This window comes from Luteibacter yeojuensis (assembly GCF_011742875.1).
In the GTDB taxonomy this organism is placed as follows: domain Bacteria; phylum Pseudomonadota; class Gammaproteobacteria; order Xanthomonadales; family Rhodanobacteraceae; genus Luteibacter; species Luteibacter yeojuensis.
Genome location: NZ_JAAQTL010000001.1, coordinates 2,219,901 through 2,240,428, shown reverse-complemented (window position 1 = coordinate 2,240,428; position 20,528 = coordinate 2,219,901). Strand labels below are relative to the sequence as shown.

Genomic DNA, 20,528 nt, shown 5'->3' with positions numbered 1-20,528 from the left:
CGCGCGCTTTTCGGTTCACCAGCGACCGCGGCCGAAATGCCCCTGGCCGCCGCCCACCGAGATGCTCACGCCGCCGGTCGGATGGTCGCAACTGCCGAACGCCTGGCTGAGGCTGACCGTGCCCGCCTGGTAGCTGCCACCACGGCCGTGGCTGGCGCTCACGACGCCGGTAGTGACACTGCCGTGGACCTGCGGTTTGTTGTAGGTGGCGTCGTCGCAGCGGGGAACGTCGTCCGCGACCTCCACGCCGTCCATGCGACCGCTGGTGTCGCCGTAATACGTACCCGGCGGGTCCTTTGGCCGCGACGGCACGACGGCCACGCTCTCGCCGCTCTTGGTCGCCATCGGGGCCGTCGGGGCGGGCGCCGCTGCGGTGGTGGCCGGCGCCGGCACGTAGTCCGGCGGCAGCTTGAGGTTCAGCGGCTTGTCCTGGGCCACGGCGGCCGTGGCGAGGAGGAAGGCGGCGAGGGCGAGGATGGTCTTCATGGAGCGCTCCGGGTTCTGGCCTTCGAACGCTCGAGGGCGCGTCCGGTGTACCGGACTTGGATCGCCGGACACCCGTGTGAGTTCCCGGCCGCTTCCCACCTTACTCCGCCAGGGCCTCGTCGGCGTCCTCGGGCGCGCCTTCGCCCAGCCGGACGCGGAGGGACTCGATTTCACGGCGAAGGTTGCGGTTCTCGGCCTCCAGGTCGGCGATCTGCTCGCGCAGGGCCTTCACTTCGTCGGTGGGCTTCTCCCGCGGCTTGCGCTTCGATTCGCGGACGCGCTTGGCCGCCTCCTTGAGCTGCGCGTCGCCGGCGGTTGCCGCGGCCCGCTGTTCTTCTTCCGGCAGGGTGGCGACGGCGGCCGCCGCGCTGATCGACAAGGTGCCGGATTTCACGGCGGCGACCACTTCCGGGGCAGCCTCCTTGCGGATCTTCTCGATCATGCCGACCTGGTTGCTGCTTATCCGCGCCTCGCGGGCGATTTCCTTGCGGCTTTCCGTCGCGGCGGGGCGGGGCGCCTTGGCTGGCACCGGTTGCGCGCCTTCGGTGTCGAAAGGCACGTCCGGCGCCGCCTCGCCGCCTTCGGCCTCGACGGCGCGGGCGCGCCGCTCCGCCAGGATCTCGCGCTTGCGCAGGGCCAGCACGCCGCGCTGGAAATCGGAGACGCTGCGCCGGCCGAGGTGCTGCTCGATCATCCACAGGTGCACGTCGTCCAGGGACTGGAAGCGCTCGTTCTGGACCGTCCTGAAGGGGATGTCGTGCTTGCGGCAGATCCCGTAGCGGTTGTGTCCGTCCACGAGCGTGTCGCCCCAGAGCACCAGCGCATCGCGGCAACCCTCGGCGAGCAGGCTGCGCTCGAGCGATTCGTACTCGTCCGGGGTGAGCGGATCGATGTAAGCCTTGAGTTCTTCGTTGATGACGATGTGCATGCGGTGGCGGCAGGGCGTGGCGGCGGCGGGGCGGGCATTCTAGTGCCTGCGGCCGGAGCTTGCAGGGCTTCCGGCATAGGCGTCGGGCCGGATCCCGTGCGAGGCTTGGGCGATGGCGGCCGCGGGGCCGCGAAGGGGGAGGATGGGATGGTCAGTCGTCGCCAGTTCGTGCAGGCCGTCCCGGTGGGCGCACTTTCGCTGGCTGCCGCGGGCATGCCATGGGCCCCGGCCGCCGCGGCAGCCCGTTCGCCAGGCCAGCCGCCCCCGGACCGGGTCGTCGCGCTCAGGGGCGACAGCCTGTTCACGAAGCCCGGCGCCTATCCGGCGCAGCTGGCGCGGATCGTGGGCGACGGCCACGGCATCGGCGACGTCTACCTTGCGGACGGCGCGGTGGCATCGCTCGAAGCGACATTCGCCGCCTTGCTCGGCAAGGAGGATGCCGCCTTCATGCCGACCGGTACCATGGCGAACCAGATCGCCATCCGCCTGTTGAGCAAGGGCCATTCGCGGGTGCTGCTGCAGAAGGAGAGCCACGTCTACCGCGACGAAGCCGACGCCGTGGCCGTGATGAATTCGATCAACCCGGTACCCGTCGAAGGCGGCGCCTCGGATGCCTTGTACGACGGCATCGCCGCGGCCTTTTCGCAGAGCGAGGAGAAACCCTATCCGATCGAGGTGGGCGCGGTGTCCATCGAAAGCCCGGTACGTCGCCTCGACGGCGCGGCGGTGTCGCAGGAAACCGTGTCGAGGATCGGCGAACTGGCCCGGAGCAAGGGGGCCGGCATGCACCTGGACGGTGCGCGGCTGCTGCTGATGTACGGCAGCAAGGATTTCGACGTGAAGCGCTACTGTGCGCCGTTCGATTCGGTGTACGTCTCCCTCTATAAATACCTGGGTGCGCCGTTCGGGGCCATGCTGGCGGGCGGCAAGGACTTCGTGGCGAAAGCGCGGCAGGCGCGCCATGTCTTCGGCGGTGCGATCTTCCACGGCTGGATGGCCGCCGCCATCGCGTCGAATACCCTCGACGGTTTCGATCGGCGGTTCGCGCGTGTCCGCGAGGAAGGCGAAAAACTGCTGGACATGCTCGCAGCCGTGCCGGGCATCGAGGTGCACCGTGTGCCGAACGGCACCAACATCGCTTTCCTCAGGCTCGACGAGCGCGTCGCCACGGGACTGAAGGAGCGTCTGTCGAAGATCGACGTCGTGACCGGCGACGTCATCGACGGCCGTCTGCCGCTGACCTTCAACGAAACGCTCCTGCGCAAACCGGTCGCGACCATCGCGGCGGCGTTCGCCCCACCGACATCGGCCTGAGGAAAGGATCATGCTTCGACAGGGCACGCTCGCACTTCTCGCCCTCGGTTTTTCGCTTACCGCGGTGGCGGTGGCCCGGAGCACGGCGAGCGCTGCCGTCGCTCCCTGGCGGCCGGAAGGCGTGTCCAGCGAACTCTTCGAGTCGCACGCCGCGTTCGATCCCCGCGGTGGCGACATGTATTTCGTGCGCAGCGACAAGTCGTTCGCCGGTTGGCGCCTCCTGACCTCGCATTGCGAGGGCAAGCACTGGTCGAAGCCCGAACCGCCGTCGTTCGCCGGCAAGGGGCTCGAGGCCGATCCATGGTTCACCCCGGACGGAGCGCACCTGTATTACATCTCCTCCCGCGCCACGGGCGGCATGAAGAGCAAGGACCTCGATATCTGGCGGGTGGACCGCACCGCGAACGGCCACTGGGGGAAGCCCGTGAGATTGCCGGCACCGGTCAACTCCGATGAAGCCGAATGGTTTCCGCGACTGGCATCCGACGGCTGGCTGTACTTCGGTTCGAACCGCCCGGGTGGCGTCGGGAAAACCGATATCTGGCGTGCACGCGAGGACGCTTCCGGCAAGTGGACGGTCGAGAACGCCGGTCCCAACCTCAATACGGCGGGTGACGAGTACGAGGCGCTGCCTTCGCCCGATGGATCGTCCCTGATCGTCGAGACCAGCGACGGCTATGTGGAATCCCACCGGGCGGGGGACGGCTGGTCGCCGCGTTCGAAGCTTGGGCCGGACATCAACGTCAACGGCTCGGAGATCGGCGCCGTGTTTTCACCCAGCGGAAAGTCGCTGCTGTTCTCGCGGGATACGGGCGAGCCGCGATCGGGCGAATTCTTCGTCTGGCATCGCGACGGCGAGGAGGACTGGCCGCCGCGTTGCGGGAAGGGCGCACCGTAGCGCAGCGCGTCGCGCGCGTTATCGGACTCTTGTGCGGTGGGACTCGTAAGCCGCCGGCGGCCCGCGATTGCCTGCCTCGTCGACGCCATAGGCGCAGAGCCGCCACGGCTGGGTTTCGTCCGCCGGATACCACCGGGTCCGGATGTCCTGCACGTAACCTTCCGGCTGCCCGCAATCGATCTGCGCGGCCGGCCCATATTTCACAAACAGATCGACCAGTTCCCAGAGGGCGAAGCCGGGTCTTACCTCGGTTTGCTCGCCGATGACACGGGTCTGGATAGGTGGCCTGGCGGTCGGCGGCGTGTTATCGATCTGCCGAAGGCGAACGGTGGCATGTGCCGGTGATTGCCACACGCCGCTGGTGCTTCCACCGATAACGCACGCGGCATAGATGCCATCCTGCGGAGGCAGCAGGCGGCCGCGCAATGGCTGGCTTTCGACGGTTTGTGGGTCGGAGTATCCGGCGATATCCGCGCAGTCGACTGCGTTCGCCGGCCCCGTCTTGTAGCGCACGAGACTGAATCCGTCTTCTATGCGGAGGTTCCACCGGGCCGGTATGTCTTCTCCGTCGACGTGTTCGAGTCGCTGGGATGTCCAGTAAGGGAGCGTGCGCGTCAGCCCAACCCCTCGTCCGTCGTCGAGACGGCTGATGTCCAGACTGCCATCGTCGCGCAACGCCCGAGCAATCCGCTCGATGGGGATGGCGTAACTCGTTTCTTCGCGCGGGGTGAGCAGGTTGTCATCATGCAGTTCGCAGGGGCGGCCAAGCCCGCAACCCAGGTATCCCGGCGCGACCGTGGTGTTGAGGATGCCGACGATTTCGGTCGCTCCTTGCAGGAACACCGGAGCACCGGAGGTGCCGCCTGCCACGCCCCGACAGTCGTTTTGCAGGGCGGATGTCCAGCGCCATGGATGGCCACCCTCGACGATCGATCGACGGAGGCCGGCGTGGCAGGAGGAATGTCGGAGGAATTGCTGGTCTTCCGGAACGTCGATGACCGGCACATGCACAAGTTCGACAGGTGTTCCGGTGGCGATGTCGCCGGAGCCCAGGCGCAACGGGTGTATGCCGAGCGCGGCGAGTTCGCCGTACGTCGCGGTCAGCTCCATGACGGCAAGGTCCACCTCTTTCATCGTGGCGTACACCACGCGGCCGACCCTGTGTGCGACATGCTCCGGCTGGGTATCGATGAAATATGCCGGGGTGAACGTCCATGAAGGATCGGCGGGACGGTCGACGATGACGGCGTTGTCGTCGGACTCCTCGACGCAGTGTCCCGCGGTAAGGATCAGTGCGGGGCGCGTCGGTACCGGCGTCCCGTGTCCCGCGATGACGCTCGCGGTGCAGTGGTAGCTTCCGTCGCCCGTGCGCAACTGGCCGACGGGAGCGAACCTGCCGGCACCGGGATCGGTGGAGAAGAGCAGGGAAGCAAGGACGAAACCCGGGGTCACTCCTGGGTCTCGGGGTTCGCGACGGAAACTTCGCGCACCAGCCGCATGGAATAGGGGCACCACTCGTTCCGCGGCAGGTAGGACCCACCTACGAGATGCAGGTTGCTCTCGATTTCGAAAGGCGTGGCGTCGCAGGCTTCGGCATCCAGGCCCTCGGTGAAGCGGACGGTCGATGGGACAAAGTGAAAGGGCCAGTCCTGGTTATAGGCCCTGCGTTCGGTTGTGATGACGCCGCGCACGCGATCGAGACGGGCGGGTAGCGTGCCGGCGTTGGTCACGACGTCGCGAAGCCGGGCGATGGTCTGCGGATCGGTCGCGCCGAAGACGAATTCGTGGATGCCGGGTTGGCTTACGGTGGGCGAGACGAAAGAGAAATAAGCCGTTTCCGCGTGGGCTTGTGCCGAAAGCAGGGCGAAGGCGGCGATGGTCGATCCGGCGATGAGCGATCTCATGGTTCTCCAATGTGTCGACAGGCATGACATCCCGGCAGTCCCCCGGGGCGGCGGACCGTTGCATCCGTGCCCACGCCGGTCAAGCGAATGCCCGTCATGGCCGGCGTTCCAGTTGCAAGGCTCCGACACGATGGCGTCGTGGATATGAGAATAGTCGGATGCTATCGTCGGCGGGTTCGAAAGGGAGGGGACCATGAGCAGATTGAAAGAGATCGACCAGCGCATCGCCGATCTTGGCGACTGGCGTGGGGATACCCTGGCGAGAGTGCGCGAACTCATCCACGAAGCCGATCCCGAGGTCGTCGAGGAACTGAAGTGGCGAGGCACGCCCGTGTGGTCGCACGGCGGCATCATCTGCACCGGCGAGACCTATAAGGCGAAGGTGAAGCTGACCTTCGCCAAGGGCGCCTTCCTGAAGGACCCGGCCAACCTGTTCAATGCGAGCCTCGACGGCAACCTGCGCCGCGCCATCGATATCGAGGAGGACGGCAAGATCGACGCCAGGGCCTTCAAGGCGCTGATCCGTGCGGCGATCGAACTCAACACGGCACCCAGGAAGGTCGCCGCGAAGCGCGCCAGGTAGACCGCCGGACGTGTCGCCATGTACTGAATGTGCGCCGGGTCATGCTATCGCGAGTTATCGCGGACCAGGAGATATCGGAAGCGCAGCAGGATCAGCAGGAACAGGACGACGATGAAGCCCGCGTACGCATACTGGCCGCGGGCCACGCCGACGCCATAAGGGAACCAGATGCCTGGGATGCCCAGCACATTGAGTTCCGTCGCGAAGAGGCCTATGCCCACCAGGATCGCGGCCAGCGTCGTCAGCCAGGCGGATGGTTTCCCCGACCGGAGCGCGCCTGTTCCGACGATCCAGAGATAGATGGCGACATAAGCCCACCGCACGCCTTCGACGATCATGTTCGCGAAGCCTTTGAAGCCGTCGCCCGATGCCGGAGGAAACCACGGGCGGCCGAGCCATGCGAAGACGAGATAGACCGCGGCAAGTGCCCAGACGGTACGGCCGAGCCACGGGTAACGCTTCACCTGGAACCACTCTCGCCACGCCAGCGCCCATGCCGCGAGGTTGAGCGGCTTGAGCACTACCGCCGTCGCGATGTCGTACCAACGCAGGGGAAAGAAATCCGTCCACGCGAACAACACCTGGTTGATGCGAAGAAGCGCGAGCAGAACCAGCGCGGCGGCCAGCCAGCGGTAGGACACGGCAAGGGCCATGCACGCAAGAAGGACGAAGGCGAGCGGTTCGACCGCATCCGCCACGTAACCGTTGAACGTCTTCAGCCATTGTGCCTGGTGCAGCACGTCGATGCTTGCGGCATCGCCGATCGTCGGCGCGACATGGATGCCGCCGTTGTCCACGCCGGCATCGATGGGGTCCATCCAGACCCGGAATGCGATGACGTAGGTTCTCGTGGTCGCCGACGATGCCGCCGGGAGAGGAAAGACGGCTGGCCGCACACCGAACACCGTGGGTATCGCGCCGGTGAAATCGCCCGATCCTCCGAGGAGTTTCCCATCGACGTAGAGCTGATAAGTCGAGTCGACCAGGGTTGGTCCCGTCAGGGCGAGCGACGCCTCCGCGGTGCTGTCGACGCTGACGATCGTCCGGTACCACGCGTAACCGGTGTAACCGGCATGGCCCCGACGGCTCCAGCCGGGTACGTAGCCCGGCAGTCCCACGTCGCCGTCATGCGCACCCGGGGCGGGCGTGAGGTCCACCGTCTCCCAGGCGCTATCGTCGTAAGCCGGTGAGGACCATCGGGGGTCGTCGCCGAGGTGAAACCGCCATGGGCCGTTCAACGGCGCGGTCGAGCGAGCCAGGGTAAGGTGCCCGGTATCGGCGGGATTGGCCGGGGCCGGACCGCTCATGGTTATCGAAGCCGTCACCAGGCCAAGAAATGCCAGTAGCCTCGCACGCCGCATCGGATGTCCCCCTGCCAAAAATATCTGGATGACCTGTCGAAATCCGGCCCCGCCGTTCGACGTGGTAGTAAGGCAGGCAGTTGCCCGCCGGAATCCACCCCAGGAGAAGATGATGCCTCAGTATCTCGTTGCAGGTTACCTCCCCGACGATTTCGATCCCTCCACGATGGACGAATCGGTGGGCCGCGACATCCATGCGCTCAACAAGGAGATGATCGACGCGGGCGTCAGGAAGTTCGCCTGCGGCCTTGGGGCGGCGAAATCCCTGCGCACGCAAGCCGACGGCGAAGTGTTCGTCACCGACGGGCCGTACCTCGAGGCCAAGGAGCACATCGGCGGCTTCTGGATACTCGAATGCGCCAACATGGACGAGGCCGTGGCCTGGGCGCGCAAGGGTGCCAGCGCCACCCGGGGGCAGGTTGAGATCCGTGAAATCTTCTTCATGCCGGCGGGAGACTGACCCATGATCCGGAGGCGCCTCGCGAACCTGATCCTGCTCGCCATCTTTGGTATGTCCCAGCAAGCGATGTCGAAAGACTCGCCTTATCCGAAGATGGCGCCGATAGACCAGTACCTCATGGCGGACCGGGACGCCGAAATTGCCCTGGCGCGAAGCGCGGCGCCGGCATCCATCTCCCGCGACGCGACGGTTCTCGTCCTCGGGCGGAAAGGCTACGAGACGGCGGCCGAAGGCACGAACGGATTCGTCTGTGTGGTGGCCAGAAGCTGGACGGGGCCCTTCGACTGGCCGGAATTCTGGAATCCGAAGATCAGGGCGGCCGATTGCCTGAATCCGCAGGCCGCGCGTTCCATCGTGCCTATCTACAAGCTGCGTGCCGGAATGGCGATGGCGGGAAAGTCCAAGTCGGACATGCTGTCGGCCGTCAGGGCAGCCTATGCCCGGAAGGAATTGCCGGCCCTCGAAAGCGGTGCCATGGATTACATGATGTCCAAGTCGTCGTATCTGACCGACGAAGGGGAGCACAACATGCCTCACGTCATGTTCGACACCCTGGTCAAAGACGCCAAGGACTGGGGTGCCAACATGGAAGGCTCGCCGGTGATGGCTAGCCCGTACTGGTTCATGTTCGCCGACCCATCCGAATCCAAGGGGCTGCCGCCCATCCTGGTGTTCCTGGTCGGATCATCGACCTGGTCGGATGGAACCCCGGCGGACATGCATCGCCATTGAAGGAAAAAAGGGTCGCTCCCCGAGGAGCGGCCCTTGGGTCTTGAGCAAGCGAGAACTTACTGCGGCTGCGTAGCCACGGCGACCGGGAAGTTGCCGACGTCGACCGTGGCGATCACCTTGTCGTTCTTCAGCGGGTCGATCACGGAGACCGTGCCCGAACCGGAGTTGGCGACGTAGACACGACCGAGCGTGAGACTCACGTTCACCGCATCCGGCGCGACACCCACCGCCACGGTCTTGAGCACGTTCTTGTGGATCGCGTCGATGATCGACACCGTGCCGTCGGAGAGGTTGGTCACATAGGCGCGCGTGCCGAGCAGGGCGGCGGCCACGGCATCGGCACCGTTACCGGCGGCGATCGTATCCATCATCTGGTTGGACAAAGCGTCGATGACCGACACGTTGCCCGAGCCCTGGTTCGCCGCGTAGACGCGGGCGCCGAAGGGACCGGCGTCCACGCTGATCGGCTGCACGCCGACCGGCACCGTGGCGACCGTGGAGCCGTCGTCGGCCTTGAGGACCGAGACCGAATTCTCGCCGAAGTTGGCGGTGTAGACGAACTTGCCGTTAGGGCTCGTCGTCACGGCGAAGGGCAGGAAGCCGGAGTTATACGAAGCCGTGACGGTGTTGCTGGCCGTATCGATGACCGACACGGTCGAATCGTTCGCGTTGGCGACATAAGCCGAGCGGCCGTCCGGGCTCACGGTCACGGCAGTGGGGAAGCCGCCAACCGGAACCGAAGCGATGACCGAGTTCGTCGAGGCCTTGATGACCGAGACGGTGTTGTCGACGGTATTGGTGACATAGACCTTGCTACCGTCGCGGCTGACGGCAACGCCCTGCGGCGCGTTGCCGACGACGATGGTCGCGGTGACCGTGTTGGTGAGGGTGTTGATGACCGACACGGTGTTGTCGGACTGGTTCACCACGTAGGCGTTCGGATTGAACCCGGCGGCGGCAGGCAGTGCCACACCGGCCAGGAGAAGGGGCAGGGCGCAGCGCGCGGTCGGGGTGATCCAGCGGCGGGAGGTAGACGTCGTGTGCCTGTTCGTCATGGTTGTGACCTCAAAGTTGTAGTGGGCGGAAAACACCCGGCATGAAGCGATGCCGCGGGACGGCCCCCGGCATGGGAGGACAACGTAATCAAGCGCTCGGTTGGCGTGCTCCCCTGCCTACCGAATTTGCGCAGGGTCACCATAGAGAGGAGGCGTTACCGGTAGTTTCCCCAGGGGTTACGTCGTATGTTGCACACCCGTGGCAGGCGGAAAGGGTTTCATGACGAACGAAGCGGTGAACTGGGAGATGTGGTCGGCCATCGGTACCGTGGGCGCGACCGTCGTGGCGCTGTGTCTCGCGCTCAGGGACTCATGGCGACTGCGCCGCGATCGGAAAGCGCAAGGCAATCTATGGGGAAATGTTTTCGCCATGCAGTACCGCGACCGCCTGGGGCCGGCGCTGGAAAGATGGATCGAAGAAGCGGACCGGCTCGAGCGCCACGAGGGACATCCGGATCGCTATGCAAGAATCGCGATCGAACTGGAAGATGCCGCGAAGTGGCCGAGTCATGAGGACTTGAGCCGCCTCCTCGTACCGCTACCGGCGGCTGCCGAACACTTCGCCGTGGCAAGGAACGTCATCGAGGAAGCTTCCCGGACCTGCGCGAGGGCAGCCGGGGAACAAGCGAATCCCGATCATCGCCGCTTTCTCATGGAGCAGGTCAGGGAATCTCTGAAAAGCGCGCGGCTGCACGGCGAGTGGGGTTTCGATGCGTGTCGGTGACCCCTCTGCCTTTCGCCTCACGGTAGCCCCGTGATGGATGGGGCCGGCGAAGTGAGTTAGGCGCATCGCTCCACTAAGACTTAGGCGTAACCGCGATGGCTTTCCGCATTGACGAGGTAGGTATGGACTAACAAAAATGTTTACAAATAACAGAAATGTTAGTAAAGTGCCTTCGCGCCAACGAGCAGCAGGGAGCGTGGTGAAGTGCAGCGAGTTTATACGGTGGCTTCGGCAGCAAGGCGTGATCTTTGAGCGGCAGCGTGGCAGTTAGGTTAAACGGCAGGACCTCCATCGTCCCGAACCATGGTTCGAAAGAGATGCCGGAACCCCTGCGGAAAAGCATCCTGAAAGACCTCGGCCTGAAATAAGACCGAGGCATGCAGTGGAGTGACTATGCGTTACGCAATCAAACTTACGAAGGACGGCGACCAGTACGTGGCGTCGTGCCGCGACCTGCAAGGGTTCAACAGCGTAGGCGATAGCGTCGAGCATGCCCTGGGCGAGTCGGTTGATGCCGTGGCCCTGATCCTCCAGGACTTCATTGACCGGCGCGAGCCCATCCCGGAGGCCAGCGACAAAAAGCGCGGCGAATACTGGGTTTCGCTCCCGGCGCTCGACGTAGCGAAGGTGGGGCTGTACGAGGCCATGCGGGCAAAGGGCCTGCGCAAGTCGGATCTCGCCCGGAAACTGGGTTTGCATGCGCCGCAGGTCGAGCGCCTGCTGGATCTGACCCATAAGTCCAAGCTGGAACAGGTCGAGGCAGCGCTGGCCGCGGTTGGCTATCGCATCAACGTGTTCGTGGAACCGCTGGAGAGCCGCCAAGCGGCATGAACAAGTAGTCCGGTCCATGCTCGTTCAACCGGGAGCGGTTGTTCTCCGTGGACAAAAACGTTGCAATGCGGTACCTGGGAGCGAGCCGTTGAGTGATATTCAGTTATTCCGCCTCTCGGCCGGCAACGCCTCGGAGCTGCCCGGGCGGGCGGCAGTCGTCGAAAGGCAGCTGCAGTTGCTGATCGAATCGCAAATGCCGACCTTCCTCGGCGTGCGCTTCCTCGCCAGTGAGTACGCCACCGGCAAGACCCACAAGGGACGGATAGATTCGCTGGGCCTGGACGAGAACGGCTGCCCGGTGATCGTGGAGTACAAGCGTCACAGCAACGAAAACGTGATCAACCAGGGCTTGTTCTACCTGGACTGGCTGCTGGACCACCAAGCCGAGTTCCGCTGGCTGGTGATGGAGCAGTTGGGCAAGAACGCGGCCGATACGATCGACTGGTCCGGGACGCGGCTGCTGTGCATCGCGGCCGACTTTACCCGCTACGACCAGCACGCCGTGCAGCAGATCCCGCGTAACATCGAGCTGCTGCGGTACAAGCTGTTTGCCGATGACCTGCTGCTTCTGGAGCTGGTAAACGCGGTAAGCGTGGGGGATGTCACCGCGACCAACTCGGTGGCCGAGCCTGGTATCGCGCCGAAGACGGCCGGCAAGGACAAAACCTTTGACGAGCAGTACGCGGGGGCACTGCCGGAAACACGCGCGATCTATGACAGCTTGGCAACCCATGTGCTGGCACTGGGCGATGACGTCACCGAGCGACGGTTGAAGCTCTACACCGCGTTCCGGAGACTGAAGAACTTCGCCAGCGTGGTGATGTACCCCAACAAGATGCTCGTGATGCTCAAACTGGATCCCGACAGCGTTGCCCTGGAAGAGGGCTTCAGCCGTGACGTGCGCCAGATCGGGCATTGGGGAACGGGCGACCTGGAGTTGACGGTGCGCACCGCGGCCGACCTGGAAAAAGCCAAGCCGCTGATCGAGCGGAGTTACGGCGAAGGCTGAGCTCCGTGGATCAGGCGACCGCCGGAGGGCCTTCCCGTATTGGATGGAAGTCCCGGCACTTCCCGAAGGGCTTGCCGATTCGCCGGCGGTGGAGGGTGTTCATGTTGTAGGTTGTGTTGAATACAGGCCAGATTTGGCTCTTTAGTCTCTGCCACCCTTGGTGAAGATCGCCTTGGCGCATGTGCAATTTGAAACCATCCATCCTTTCCTGGACGGCAACGGCCGTGTGGGTCGACTGCTGATTACCTTCCTGTTGACCGAGGGCGGCGTACTGCATAAGCCCGTGCTTTACCTGTCCCACTATTTCCGCCAGCACCGATGCGAACACGCTGGTTGCCAAACTGGTGGAGCTGGGCATTGCTGGAGATGACCGGCTATGCCCGCAATCGCCGCTTTCGCTATGAACCGTACGTGCGGCTGTTTATCGACGATATCCCGGCCAATGGGGCGGCCAGTGCATGAACCTGCCCGCAAAGAACGCCCAAAGCGCGCTAAAATTGCCGGCAATGGAAACCCAGAAAAGCATCGCAGATCAGGCGAATAGCACGGGGAATCAGTGCGACGCCGACTCCCTGCGCCTGACCGTCGCCCCCATGATGGACTGGACGGACCGGCACTGCCGGTACTTCCACCGTCTGCTGTCGCCCCATGCCCGGCTCTATACCGAGATGGTGACCAGCGCCGCCCTGGTGCGCGGGAACCAGCTGCGCCTGCTGGAGCACAGCCATGAGGAGCATCCCGTGGCCTTGCAGCTTGGCGGCAGCGATCCGGCGGAGCTCGCCAAGGCCGCCATGCTCGGCGCCGAGGCGGGGTACGACGAGATCAATCTCAACGTCGGCTGCCCGTCGGACCGGGTCCAGTCGGGCAAGTTCGGCGCCTGCCTGATGCGCGAGCCCGACCTGGTCGGCGCCTGCGTGCGGGCGATGGCCGAGGCCGTGGATGTTCCGGTGACGGTGAAATGCCGCATCGGCGTCGACGACCAGGACGAATACGCCGACCTCCAGCGCTTCACGACCACGATGGTGGAGGCGGGCGTCCGTATCCTCGTCGTGCATGCACGCAAGGCGTGGCTCGAGGGGCTCAGCCCGAAGGAAAACCGCGAGATCCCGCCACTCGACTACGAACGCGTCTACCGACTGAAGCGGGAATTCCCGGAACTCACGGTCGTGATCAATGGCGGCATCACCACGGTAGAGGCCGTCCGCGAGCATCTCGAACACGTGGACGGCGTGATGCTCGGCCGCGCGGCGTATCACGATCCGTTCGTGCTGGCCCGGATCGAGGCCGACCTGTACGGCACGCCGCTACCGGGGCGCGCCGACGTGCTGGAGCGGATGCGTATCTATATCGATGCCGAACTGGCGCGCGGCACCCAGCTCAAGCACATCACCCGGCACATCCTCGGCCTCTACCAGGGCGAGCCGGGCGCACGCGGTTTCCGCCGCCAGCTCTCCGAAGGGGCCCACCTGCCGGGGGCGGATTGGGGACTGATCGAGTCCGCGCTCGCCGCTTTCCGCCAGGCCGCGTGAGGTAGTCCGCATGATCGTGACCGAACGCCTGATCCTCGCGCCCAGCGCCATCTCCGATTTCGACGACTGCAATGCCATGCGGACGGATCCGAAGGTGATGCACTACATCGGCGGCAGCTCGCCGCCGGAGGATACGTGGATCAAGCTGCTGCGGAACGTGGGCCACTGGACGTCGTTCGGGTATGGCCTGTTCACCCTGCGCGAAAAGGATGGCGGCAGGTTCGTCGGCGAAGCGGGTCTGGCGCATTTCCACCGCGGCATGGGCGATCGTTTCGATCCCTTCCCGGAGGGCGCCTGGGCGCTCGCCAGCGCCGCGCACGGCAAGGGCTACGGCACCGAGGCCCTGACGGCCGTGCATGAGTGGTTCTTCGAGCGGCGCGGGAAAGGCCGCACCGTCTGCCTCATCGACCCGCAGAATGCCCCCTCGGTCCGGCTCGGCGAGCGTCTCGGGTATCGCCCGTTCGACGAGGCCGACTACCGCGGCAAGACACTGACCTTATTCGAGCGGATGCCGTGACCGCCCGATCTCCACGAGTGCGCCGAGTCCGCGCTTCAGCGCCCGAAGGCCGGTATCGCCCAGACGCGCGAGCAGTTCGGCATCGATGCGGTCGCGCGCGGCGCCTTGCACGGCGGCGGCATCCCGACCGCGCCCGGTCAGCGTGACGATCAGCTTGCGCCGGTCGGTCGGGTCGCTTTCGCGCGAGACGTAGCCTCGCACGACGAGGGCGTCGACGAGCTGCCCCGCCGCCTGCTTCGAGATCCGGAGCTCCTGCGCCAGTCGCCCGACCGGCGCATCCCCCGCGCCCATCGCCAGGCCACCGATCACGTAGAGTCCGTTTTCCGGAATGTCGTCGTAACCCGCGTCGCCGAGCGCACGGCGCATGGCGGTGCCATAGGTCCCGCGAGCGTGCCGGAGGAGGGCCGGGACCACGATGTTTTCGTACCAGGGTAGCTCGCCGGTCATGTCCGTTTTCGGTCAATTTGATTGATGGTCAATTTACTTTATTAAATAGACGGCGGCAAATAGGGCGCCGATCCGGGTTTCGTTCAGCTTCGGGCGGGGCGTGGCTCGGCATGATCGGTCGAACAGCTCGTCCCGGCTTCCCCCTGCGCCCCACATGAAAATCACGTTTCGTCCGCTATTTTTCGCCGCGTTCTGCCTTGCGCTGCCCTCCATCGCATCCGCTTACCAGTCGATGTCGCTGGAGCAGGCGGTAAGCAAGGTGCAGAAAGACACCGGGGGGAAAGTGCTGTCTGCGGACACGCGGCTCGTCGAGCGCGGCCGGATCACCGAATACCGGGTCAAGGTCCTCACCCTCGACGGCCACGTCAAGGTGGTGCCGATCCGTACCGAAACCGCCAAGCCCCTGGATGCCAACGCCGGGGACAACAAGGAGAAACATTGATGCGAATCCTGCTCGTAGAGGACGAGGCCCCGCTGCGCGAGACCCTCGCCGCGCGCCTGAAGCGCGACGGTTTCGCCGTCGATGCGGCCCAGGACGGCGAAGAAGGCCTTTATCTGGGGCGCGAGGTGCCATTCGACCTCGCGATCATCGACCTGGGCCTGCCCAAGCTCTCGGGCATGGACCTGGTGAAGGCGCTGCGCGAACACGGCCAGCGCTATCCCATCCTGATCCTCACCGCCCGCGGGAGCTGGCAGGACAAGGTGGAGGGTCTGAAGTACGGCGCCGACGACTACCTGGTGAAGCCGTTCCACGTCGAGGAACTGCTGGCGCGCATCAACGCACTGGTGCGCCGCGCCAGCGGCTGGTCGAAGCCCGTGCTGGCCTGCGGCCCCATCAAGCTCGACACGACGGCGCAGACGGTCACCGTCGAAGGACGCCAGGTCGACCTCACCAGCTACGAATACAAGGTGCTGGAATACCTGATGCTTCATGCCGGCGAGCTGGTCTCGAAGGCCGACCTCACCGAGCACATCTACCAGCAGGATTTCGACCGCGACTCGAACGTCCTGGAAGTCTTCATCGGCCGTCTGCGCCGTAAGCTGGACCCGGAAAGCGCGCTCAAGCCGATCGAGACCGTGCGTGGCCGCGGTTACCGCTTCGCCATCCCGCGCAACGAAGCGGACGAGGACTGAGCCCTCGGGCGGCGTGGCCAAAGGGCGCGCCGCCCCAAGGTAAGCTCGAAGCATGGACAACGCTTCATCGACCCGACGCCGGCCCCTCTCGCTGGCCGCGCGCGCGGCACTGGCGACCGGCTTCGCGCTCGCCGCGTTCCTGGGCCTCACCGGCCTCGCGCAGAACAAGGCCAATTACGCGTCCGAGCTGTCGGCCATGCACGACCGGCTGCACAACTACGCCATCGCGTACATCACCGGCACCGACATCACCCGCGCCGGCAAGGTCACCACGCCCGACAGCCAGCCCAACCCCGACTTCTCGCGTCCGGGCTCGGGCCTTTACGCGATCATCGTCGGCAACGACGGCTTCCGCTGGGAGTCGTCGTCGGCGCTGGGCCGCGATTTCGATTTCGTCCGGATGCTCTCGCCGGGCGAGACCGCCTTCGAGCCGGTGGAGACCCGTAGCGGGAAGCTCTACGTCTTCAGTTACGGCGTCTCGCTCGACAGCACGGAAAAGCGCAGCGTACCGCTGACGTTCGCGGTCGCGCAGACCGAGGACCAGTTCGAGCGCCAGGTAGCCACGTATCGCCGCACGCAGTTCCTGTGGCTGGCGATGCTGGGCATGATGCTCATGCTGCTGCAGCTGTTCCTCCTGCGCTGGAGCCTGCTGCCGCTGCGCCGCGTATCCAGCGACCTCGCGCACATCGAGCGCGGCACGCGCGATCACCTCGACGGTCCATACCCCGTGGAGCTGACGGTGCTTACCCGCCGCCTCAACGCGTTCATCGACAGCGAGCGCGAACAGCGCACGCGCTATCGCGACACGCTGGCCGACCTGGCGCACAGCCTGAAGACGCCGCTGGCGGTGATTCGTTCGCAACTGGAAACGGGCGGGGATGCCGCCAACCTGCGCGGCGATATCCTCGACCAGGTGCGGCGGATGGACGAGATCGTGGCGTACCAGCTCTCGCGCGCGGCGACATCGGGACGCCGTACCATTGCGTCGGTCGAACCCATCGCCGGACACGCGGAAGACCTCGTGCAGAGCCTGGAGAAGGTTTACGCCGCGAAGAACGTGCTCTGCGAATTCGAGATCGAGGACGGCGTGACCTTCCCCGGCGAGCAGGGCGACCTGCTCGAATTGATGGGCAACCTTGTCGAGAACGCCTTCAAGTGGGCATCGCACCGCGTGCTCCTCACGGCGCGCTCGGTGGGAAAGATGCGCGGCCGCAGCGGCCTGGAACTCGTGGTGGAAGACGACGGCCCCGGCATCGCCGACGAGAAGATCGAGAAGATCCTCCAGCGCGGCGTGCGCGGCGACGAACGCGTACAGGGCCACGGCATCGGGCTATCGATCGTGCAGGACATCATCAAGGCCTACCAGGGCGAACTGCACGTCGACCGCTCCGAGGAGCTGGGCGGCGCGCGTTTCAGCGTCAAGCTGCCGCCACCTTGAGTCAGCGACACCTGTAGGAGCCGCTATAGCGGCGAGAAGCCCACGGAGCGATGAAGCCGCGAATGACGTTTCCCTCGCCGCTATAGCGGCTCCTACAAGGAAGCTGCGGGAGACGGGCCGTAGAACGCTTCCAGCAGCTTCGCCACCTCCGGCTCCGCATCGCGCAACAACGCGGGCTGCGAAAAATGCAGTTCGCTGGTCACCGCGAAATACTCTTCCGGTGCCTCCGCCGCGTACGGATCGATGGCCGTCCGCCGACCGCGGTCCACGGCCTTCGACAGCGTGTCGAAGCCTTGCTGCATGGTCCCGATCCAGCGCCTGCGGTCGATCGACGACGGCATCGGCGGCACGCCGTTGGCCGGTCCCGCGAGCATGTCGAGCTTGTGCGCCATCTCGTGGACGATCACGTTGAACCCGTCCCACGGCGCCTCGAGGTCGAGCGCCACGTCGGCCAGCGAGAGGACCATGGGACCGCGTTCCCAGGCCTCGCCGATGAGGGTGTCGTCGCTGTCGGTGACGACACCCGTCGGCGCGTCGTGGTGGCTGCGCCGCACGTTGAATTCCCCCGGATACACGAGCACGTTCGTCCAGCCCTTGAACGCAGCCGGACCGCGGGGCAGCGCGGGCAGGCTGGCCTGCATGGCGATCGCCAGGCGCCAGAAATCGTCCAGCACGGCACCGCCCAACGCGTGGAACCGCTTCGTATGCAGGAAGATGGCTACCAGCTGGCGCAGGTAATGCGCGCGCGGCGCATCGAGGGCGCGGGCGAGGGGCACGCGGGCCAGGGCCTGTCGCCACGTCGCGTCGTCGATGGGAGGAACAGGGGCGCGGAAACGCGCGATCAGCGACTGGACGAAACCCACGAGCAACGGCCGGAAAGGGTCAGAGCATCGACCCGGGCAGCAGCGATTGCCAGCTCGGTGCGCTCGAGCGCAGGGGCATGGCGTCGTCGTGCGTGCCATCGTCCACATCGACCGGCGTGGTGACCGGCGGGGGCATGTTGCCCCGGTGCGAACGGACGGGGCGGGACGGCACGGCATCGCCGCCGCCGGTGTTGTCGCGAGCGCCCTGGGACGTCGACCGGGCGCTTCCTTCGAACGACACCGACGAGCCCGATCCGCTCGAAGCGAGCAGGCCGGAGGCAGTCGGGTCGATGTCGTAAGCGGCGGCGGTGCCGGTGGCACCGACGAGGCACAGACATCCGAAGATGTACGGTCTGGCGTTCATCGGTAAACCCTGGGGCCCCTTCGGGACGTAAGGGGGGACGACCGATCCTCGCAGAATTTTCACCTGCATGCCAGTGCTGGAGGTCGCCGGTGGCCGCCCTGTGCCGGGGACGGGCGAAATGCACGCCACTGCCCTAGAATCGCGGCATGTACCGGCTTATCCCCACCTCGACCGGCCGCCTGACGGCCCGACGGTAGCCATGCTCGCACGCGACCTCCTCGAAGCCCTTGCCGGCGGCGATGCCGTGTCCGGCGCCGCCCTGGCCCGAAAGGCCGGGGTCACGCGGGCTGCCGTCTGGAAGCAGATCGAAGCCTTGCGCCTGAAGGGCGTGCCCGTGGAGGCCAGGGTCGGCGGCGGTTATCGCCTGCCATGGACCACGGAGTTGCTGGACACGCAGCGCATCCGCGCCGGGCTCGCACCCGAGACGTCGGCCCGGATCGGCATGCTCGAGGTGCACTGGGACATCGATTCCACGTCCAGCGAACTGGCGCGGCGCATTCCCGTCCTGGACGACCTGGCCTTCGTCATGGCCGAGGCGCAGTCGGCAGGGCGCGGGCGACGCGGGCGCACCTGGCTGTCGCCGCCGGGGATGAACCTCTATCTCTCGGTGCTGAAGCGCTTCGATGGCGGCTTCGCTTCCCTGTCGGGCCTTTCGCTGGCCGTCGGCGTGATGCTCCTGCGCGCGCTGGCCGATCTGGGCATCCGTACGCCCGGCCTGAAGTGGCCGAACGACGTGCTGGCGGGCAACGCCAAGCTCGCCGGCGTGCTGGTGGAACTCTCCGGCGAATATTCGGGCCCTTGCGCGGCCGTGATCGGCGTCGGTCTCAACATCCGCCTGCCCGATAGCCTCCACGAACGGGCGGGGCAGCCGATCACCGACCTCGCCTCGATCCTGGGTGGCGATCCGCCGTCCCGCAATCGCATTGCCTCGGCGGTGATCGCGGCGCTTGCCGACGGCCTGCTCGCCTTCGAACGCCATGGCTTCGCGGCGTTCGCCGAGGAGTACGCCGCGAACGACCTGCTGCGCGGGGAATCCCTGCGCATCATCGATCCGCGCGGCGAGTACGACGCCATGGGCGAGGGTGTGGACGAACGCGGCGCGTTGCGCGTGCGCCGTGCGAACGGCGATCGCGTCACCGTCGACAGCGCCGAGGTATCCGTGCGAAGGACGACGTCATGATCCTGCTCCTCGATCTCGGCAACACGCGGCTCAAGTTCGCGCTGCTGGAGGGCGACGAGTTCGCCCGCCGCGGCGCGTTCGGCTGGGACGCGGATATCGCGCACGAACTCTCGACGCTGTGGAAAGGTTGGCCCATGCCTTTCCGCATCGTGGGCGCATCCGTCGTGGACGCTGCGCGCGAGACGGCCGTGGCCGTCGCCACGGCCAAGGCGTTCGGACGCGAGCCGGTCTGGGTGCGCACGCCGGCGCAGGCGTGCGGCGTCACCAACGCGTACGCCGAGCCGCAACGTCTCGGCGTCGACCGGTTCCTGGCGATGGTCGACGCATTCGCCGCTGGCCGCGCGCCCTGCGTGCTGGCCAGTGCGGGCACCGCGCTCACGCTCGATGCACTCGACGGCGACGGTCGTCACCTCGGCGGGTGGATCGCGCCGGGGCCGCTGCTCATGCAGCAATCGGTGCTCGGCGCGACGGCGCAGGTGCGCCCGGAACAGACGGGATCGGTCCGCGATCTGGCCGACAACACCGCCGACGGTCTGGCCTCGGGTTGCTGGCAGGCCTGTGCCGCGCTGGTCGATCGTTTCGCGGACCGGGCCGCCCGGCAACTTGGCGGGAGCCCGACGCTCACCCTGGGCGGCGGGGATGCGGCTACGCTGGCGCCCTTGCTCGAACGCGACGCGATCCTCGTGCCGGATGCCGTGCTTCGCGGTCTGGCGGCGTGGGCCAGGGCGCATGCTCCGGCAGCCGATATCGCCTAGAATCCGGAGGCTGCCG

Annotated in this window: 26 protein-coding genes; 17 read left to right on the top strand and 9 right to left on the bottom strand. The window is 66.0% G+C overall.

Annotated elements, in window-relative coordinates; genetic code table 11:
- Positions 1-15: 15 nt before the first annotated feature.
- Both HBF32_RS10260 and HBF32_RS10255 read right to left on the bottom strand, forming a co-directional pair.
- Complete coding sequence (locus HBF32_RS10260) at positions 16-486, bottom strand: hypothetical protein (protein WP_166699532.1); 471 nt, start codon at positions 484-486, stop codon at positions 16-18.
- A 100-nt stretch (positions 487-586) separates the two neighbouring features.
- Positions 587-1,414, bottom strand: a complete 828-nt coding sequence (locus HBF32_RS10255) for a plasmid replication/partition related protein (RefSeq protein WP_166699531.1) — start codon at positions 1,412-1,414, stop codon at positions 587-589.
- Between the two features lie 147 nt (positions 1,415-1,561).
- Between HBF32_RS10255 and HBF32_RS10250 the strand changes: the two genes are divergently transcribed.
- Complete coding sequence (locus HBF32_RS10250) at positions 1,562-2,728, top strand: threonine aldolase family protein (RefSeq protein ID WP_166699530.1); 1,167 nt, start codon at positions 1,562-1,564, stop codon at positions 2,726-2,728.
- Positions 2,729-2,738: 10 nt separating this feature from the next.
- Entirely contained in the window at positions 2,739-3,626 is an 888-nt protein-coding gene (locus tag HBF32_RS10245; RefSeq protein ID WP_166699529.1) for a TolB family protein, read from the top strand.
- 18 nt (positions 3,627-3,644) lie between these two features.
- Here HBF32_RS10245 and HBF32_RS10240 read toward each other — a convergent pair whose 3' ends face one another.
- Together HBF32_RS10240 and HBF32_RS10235 are read right to left on the bottom strand one after the other, a co-directional pair.
- On the bottom strand, positions 3,645-5,078 hold the full coding sequence (locus HBF32_RS10240; protein WP_166699528.1) for a trypsin-like peptidase domain-containing protein: 1,434 nt from the start codon (positions 5,076-5,078) through the stop codon (positions 3,645-3,647).
- A complete protein-coding gene (locus HBF32_RS10235) occupies positions 5,075-5,530 on the bottom strand; it encodes a BP74-related protein (protein WP_166699527.1) in 456 nt (151 codons plus the stop codon). The genes HBF32_RS10240 and HBF32_RS10235 overlap by 4 nt, the downstream gene beginning before the upstream one ends.
- 193 nt (positions 5,531-5,723) lie before the next feature.
- Here HBF32_RS10235 and HBF32_RS10230 point away from each other — a divergent pair, with 193 nt between their 5' ends.
- Complete coding sequence (locus HBF32_RS10230) at positions 5,724-6,113, top strand: DUF1801 domain-containing protein (protein WP_166699526.1); 390 nt, start codon at positions 5,724-5,726, stop codon at positions 6,111-6,113.
- Positions 6,114-6,157: 44 nt separating this feature from the next.
- Here HBF32_RS10230 and HBF32_RS10225 read toward each other — a convergent pair whose 3' ends face one another.
- Positions 6,158-7,420, bottom strand: a complete 1,263-nt coding sequence (locus HBF32_RS10225) for a glycoside hydrolase (protein WP_166699525.1) — start codon at positions 7,418-7,420, stop codon at positions 6,158-6,160.
- A 166-nt stretch (positions 7,421-7,586) separates the two neighbouring features.
- Here HBF32_RS10225 and HBF32_RS10220 point away from each other — a divergent pair, with 166 nt between their 5' ends.
- Both HBF32_RS10220 and HBF32_RS10215 read left to right on the top strand, forming a co-directional pair.
- The gene (locus tag HBF32_RS10220) at positions 7,587-7,934 is read left to right on the top strand and encodes a YciI family protein (RefSeq protein ID WP_166699524.1); all 348 of its coding nucleotides are present in this window, start codon (positions 7,587-7,589) and stop codon (positions 7,932-7,934) included.
- A 3-nt stretch (positions 7,935-7,937) separates the two neighbouring features.
- Entirely contained in the window at positions 7,938-8,666 is a 729-nt protein-coding gene (locus tag HBF32_RS10215; protein ID WP_240147816.1) for a hypothetical protein, read from the top strand.
- Positions 8,667-8,722: 56 nt separating this feature from the next.
- Here HBF32_RS10215 and HBF32_RS10210 read toward each other — a convergent pair whose 3' ends face one another.
- Positions 8,723-9,721: a YVTN family beta-propeller repeat protein gene (locus tag HBF32_RS10210; RefSeq protein ID WP_166699523.1), complete on the bottom strand. Its 999-nt coding sequence runs from the start codon at positions 9,719-9,721 to the stop codon at positions 8,723-8,725.
- A 220-nt stretch (positions 9,722-9,941) separates the two neighbouring features.
- On the opposite strand from HBF32_RS10210, the gene HBF32_RS10205 reads away from it, so the two are divergent.
- From HBF32_RS10205 to HBF32_RS10180, 7 genes are all read left to right on the top strand, one after another.
- Complete coding sequence (locus tag HBF32_RS10205; protein ID WP_205287731.1) at positions 9,942-10,445, top strand: hypothetical protein; 504 nt, start codon at positions 9,942-9,944, stop codon at positions 10,443-10,445.
- A 260-nt stretch (positions 10,446-10,705) separates the two neighbouring features.
- Positions 10,706-10,813 carry a type II toxin-antitoxin system HicA family toxin gene (locus HBF32_RS19715; protein ID WP_425482197.1) on the top strand — a complete coding sequence of 36 codons (108 nt, stop codon included), beginning with the start codon at positions 10,706-10,708 and terminating at the stop codon, positions 10,811-10,813.
- Positions 10,814-10,838: 25 nt separating this feature from the next.
- Positions 10,839-11,276, top strand: coding sequence for a type II toxin-antitoxin system HicB family antitoxin (locus HBF32_RS10200; RefSeq protein ID WP_166699521.1), 438 nt, complete (start codon positions 10,839-10,841; stop codon positions 11,274-11,276).
- A gap of 88 nt (positions 11,277-11,364) precedes the next feature.
- Positions 11,365-12,285 carry a DUF5655 domain-containing protein gene (locus tag HBF32_RS10195; protein WP_166699520.1) on the top strand — a complete coding sequence of 307 codons (921 nt, stop codon included), beginning with the start codon at positions 11,365-11,367 and terminating at the stop codon, positions 12,283-12,285.
- Positions 12,286-12,445: 160 nt separating this feature from the next.
- Positions 12,446-12,655, top strand: a complete 210-nt coding sequence (locus HBF32_RS10190) for a Fic family protein (RefSeq protein WP_425482196.1) — start codon at positions 12,446-12,448, stop codon at positions 12,653-12,655.
- A 136-nt stretch (positions 12,656-12,791) separates the two neighbouring features.
- Positions 12,792-13,814 (top strand): tRNA dihydrouridine(20/20a) synthase DusA, encoded by a 1,023-nt coding sequence (gene dusA / locus HBF32_RS10185; RefSeq protein ID WP_166699519.1) that lies wholly within the window; start codon positions 12,792-12,794, stop codon positions 13,812-13,814.
- 10 nt (positions 13,815-13,824) lie between these two features.
- A complete protein-coding gene (locus HBF32_RS10180) occupies positions 13,825-14,331 on the top strand; it encodes a GNAT family N-acetyltransferase (protein WP_166699518.1) in 507 nt (168 codons plus the stop codon).
- Here the strand turns inward: HBF32_RS10180 and HBF32_RS10175 are convergent.
- Complete coding sequence (locus HBF32_RS10175) at positions 14,311-14,778, bottom strand: MarR family winged helix-turn-helix transcriptional regulator (RefSeq protein WP_166699517.1); 468 nt, start codon at positions 14,776-14,778, stop codon at positions 14,311-14,313. The two genes, HBF32_RS10180 and HBF32_RS10175, sit on opposite strands and share 21 nt — an antisense overlap.
- 154 nt (positions 14,779-14,932) lie before the next feature.
- Between HBF32_RS10175 and HBF32_RS10170 the strand changes: the two genes are divergently transcribed.
- From HBF32_RS10170 to HBF32_RS10160, 3 genes are read left to right on the top strand one after another with little or no spacing between them, the layout of a single operon-like run.
- Positions 14,933-15,220, top strand: a complete 288-nt coding sequence (locus HBF32_RS10170; RefSeq protein ID WP_166699516.1) for a PepSY domain-containing protein — start codon at positions 14,933-14,935, stop codon at positions 15,218-15,220.
- A complete protein-coding gene (locus HBF32_RS10165) occupies positions 15,220-15,912 on the top strand; it encodes a response regulator transcription factor (protein WP_072321955.1) in 693 nt (230 codons plus the stop codon). The genes HBF32_RS10170 and HBF32_RS10165 overlap by 1 nt, the downstream gene beginning before the upstream one ends.
- Before the next feature lie 52 nt (positions 15,913-15,964).
- Positions 15,965-17,350 carry an ATP-binding protein gene (locus HBF32_RS10160; protein WP_166699515.1) on the top strand — a complete coding sequence of 462 codons (1,386 nt, stop codon included), beginning with the start codon at positions 15,965-15,967 and terminating at the stop codon, positions 17,348-17,350.
- A gap of 92 nt (positions 17,351-17,442) precedes the next feature.
- Here the strand turns inward: HBF32_RS10160 and HBF32_RS10155 are convergent, their stop codons facing one another.
- Together HBF32_RS10155 and HBF32_RS10150 are read right to left on the bottom strand one after the other, a co-directional pair.
- Positions 17,443-18,213 carry a M90 family metallopeptidase gene (locus HBF32_RS10155; protein ID WP_338039762.1) on the bottom strand — a complete coding sequence of 257 codons (771 nt, stop codon included), beginning with the start codon at positions 18,211-18,213 and terminating at the stop codon, positions 17,443-17,445.
- Between the two features lie 19 nt (positions 18,214-18,232).
- Positions 18,233-18,577 carry a hypothetical protein gene (locus HBF32_RS10150; protein WP_166699513.1) on the bottom strand — a complete coding sequence of 115 codons (345 nt, stop codon included), beginning with the start codon at positions 18,575-18,577 and terminating at the stop codon, positions 18,233-18,235.
- 199 nt (positions 18,578-18,776) lie between these two features.
- Between HBF32_RS10150 and HBF32_RS10145 the strand changes: the two genes are divergently transcribed.
- Both HBF32_RS10145 and HBF32_RS10140 read left to right on the top strand, forming a co-directional pair.
- A complete protein-coding gene (locus tag HBF32_RS10145) occupies positions 18,777-19,757 on the top strand; it encodes a biotin--[acetyl-CoA-carboxylase] ligase (RefSeq protein WP_166699512.1) in 981 nt (326 codons plus the stop codon).
- Entirely contained in the window at positions 19,754-20,512 is a 759-nt protein-coding gene (locus tag HBF32_RS10140) for a type III pantothenate kinase (protein ID WP_166699511.1), read from the top strand. The genes HBF32_RS10145 and HBF32_RS10140 overlap by 4 nt, the downstream gene beginning before the upstream one ends.
- The last annotated feature ends 16 nt before the right edge of the window (positions 20,513-20,528 follow it).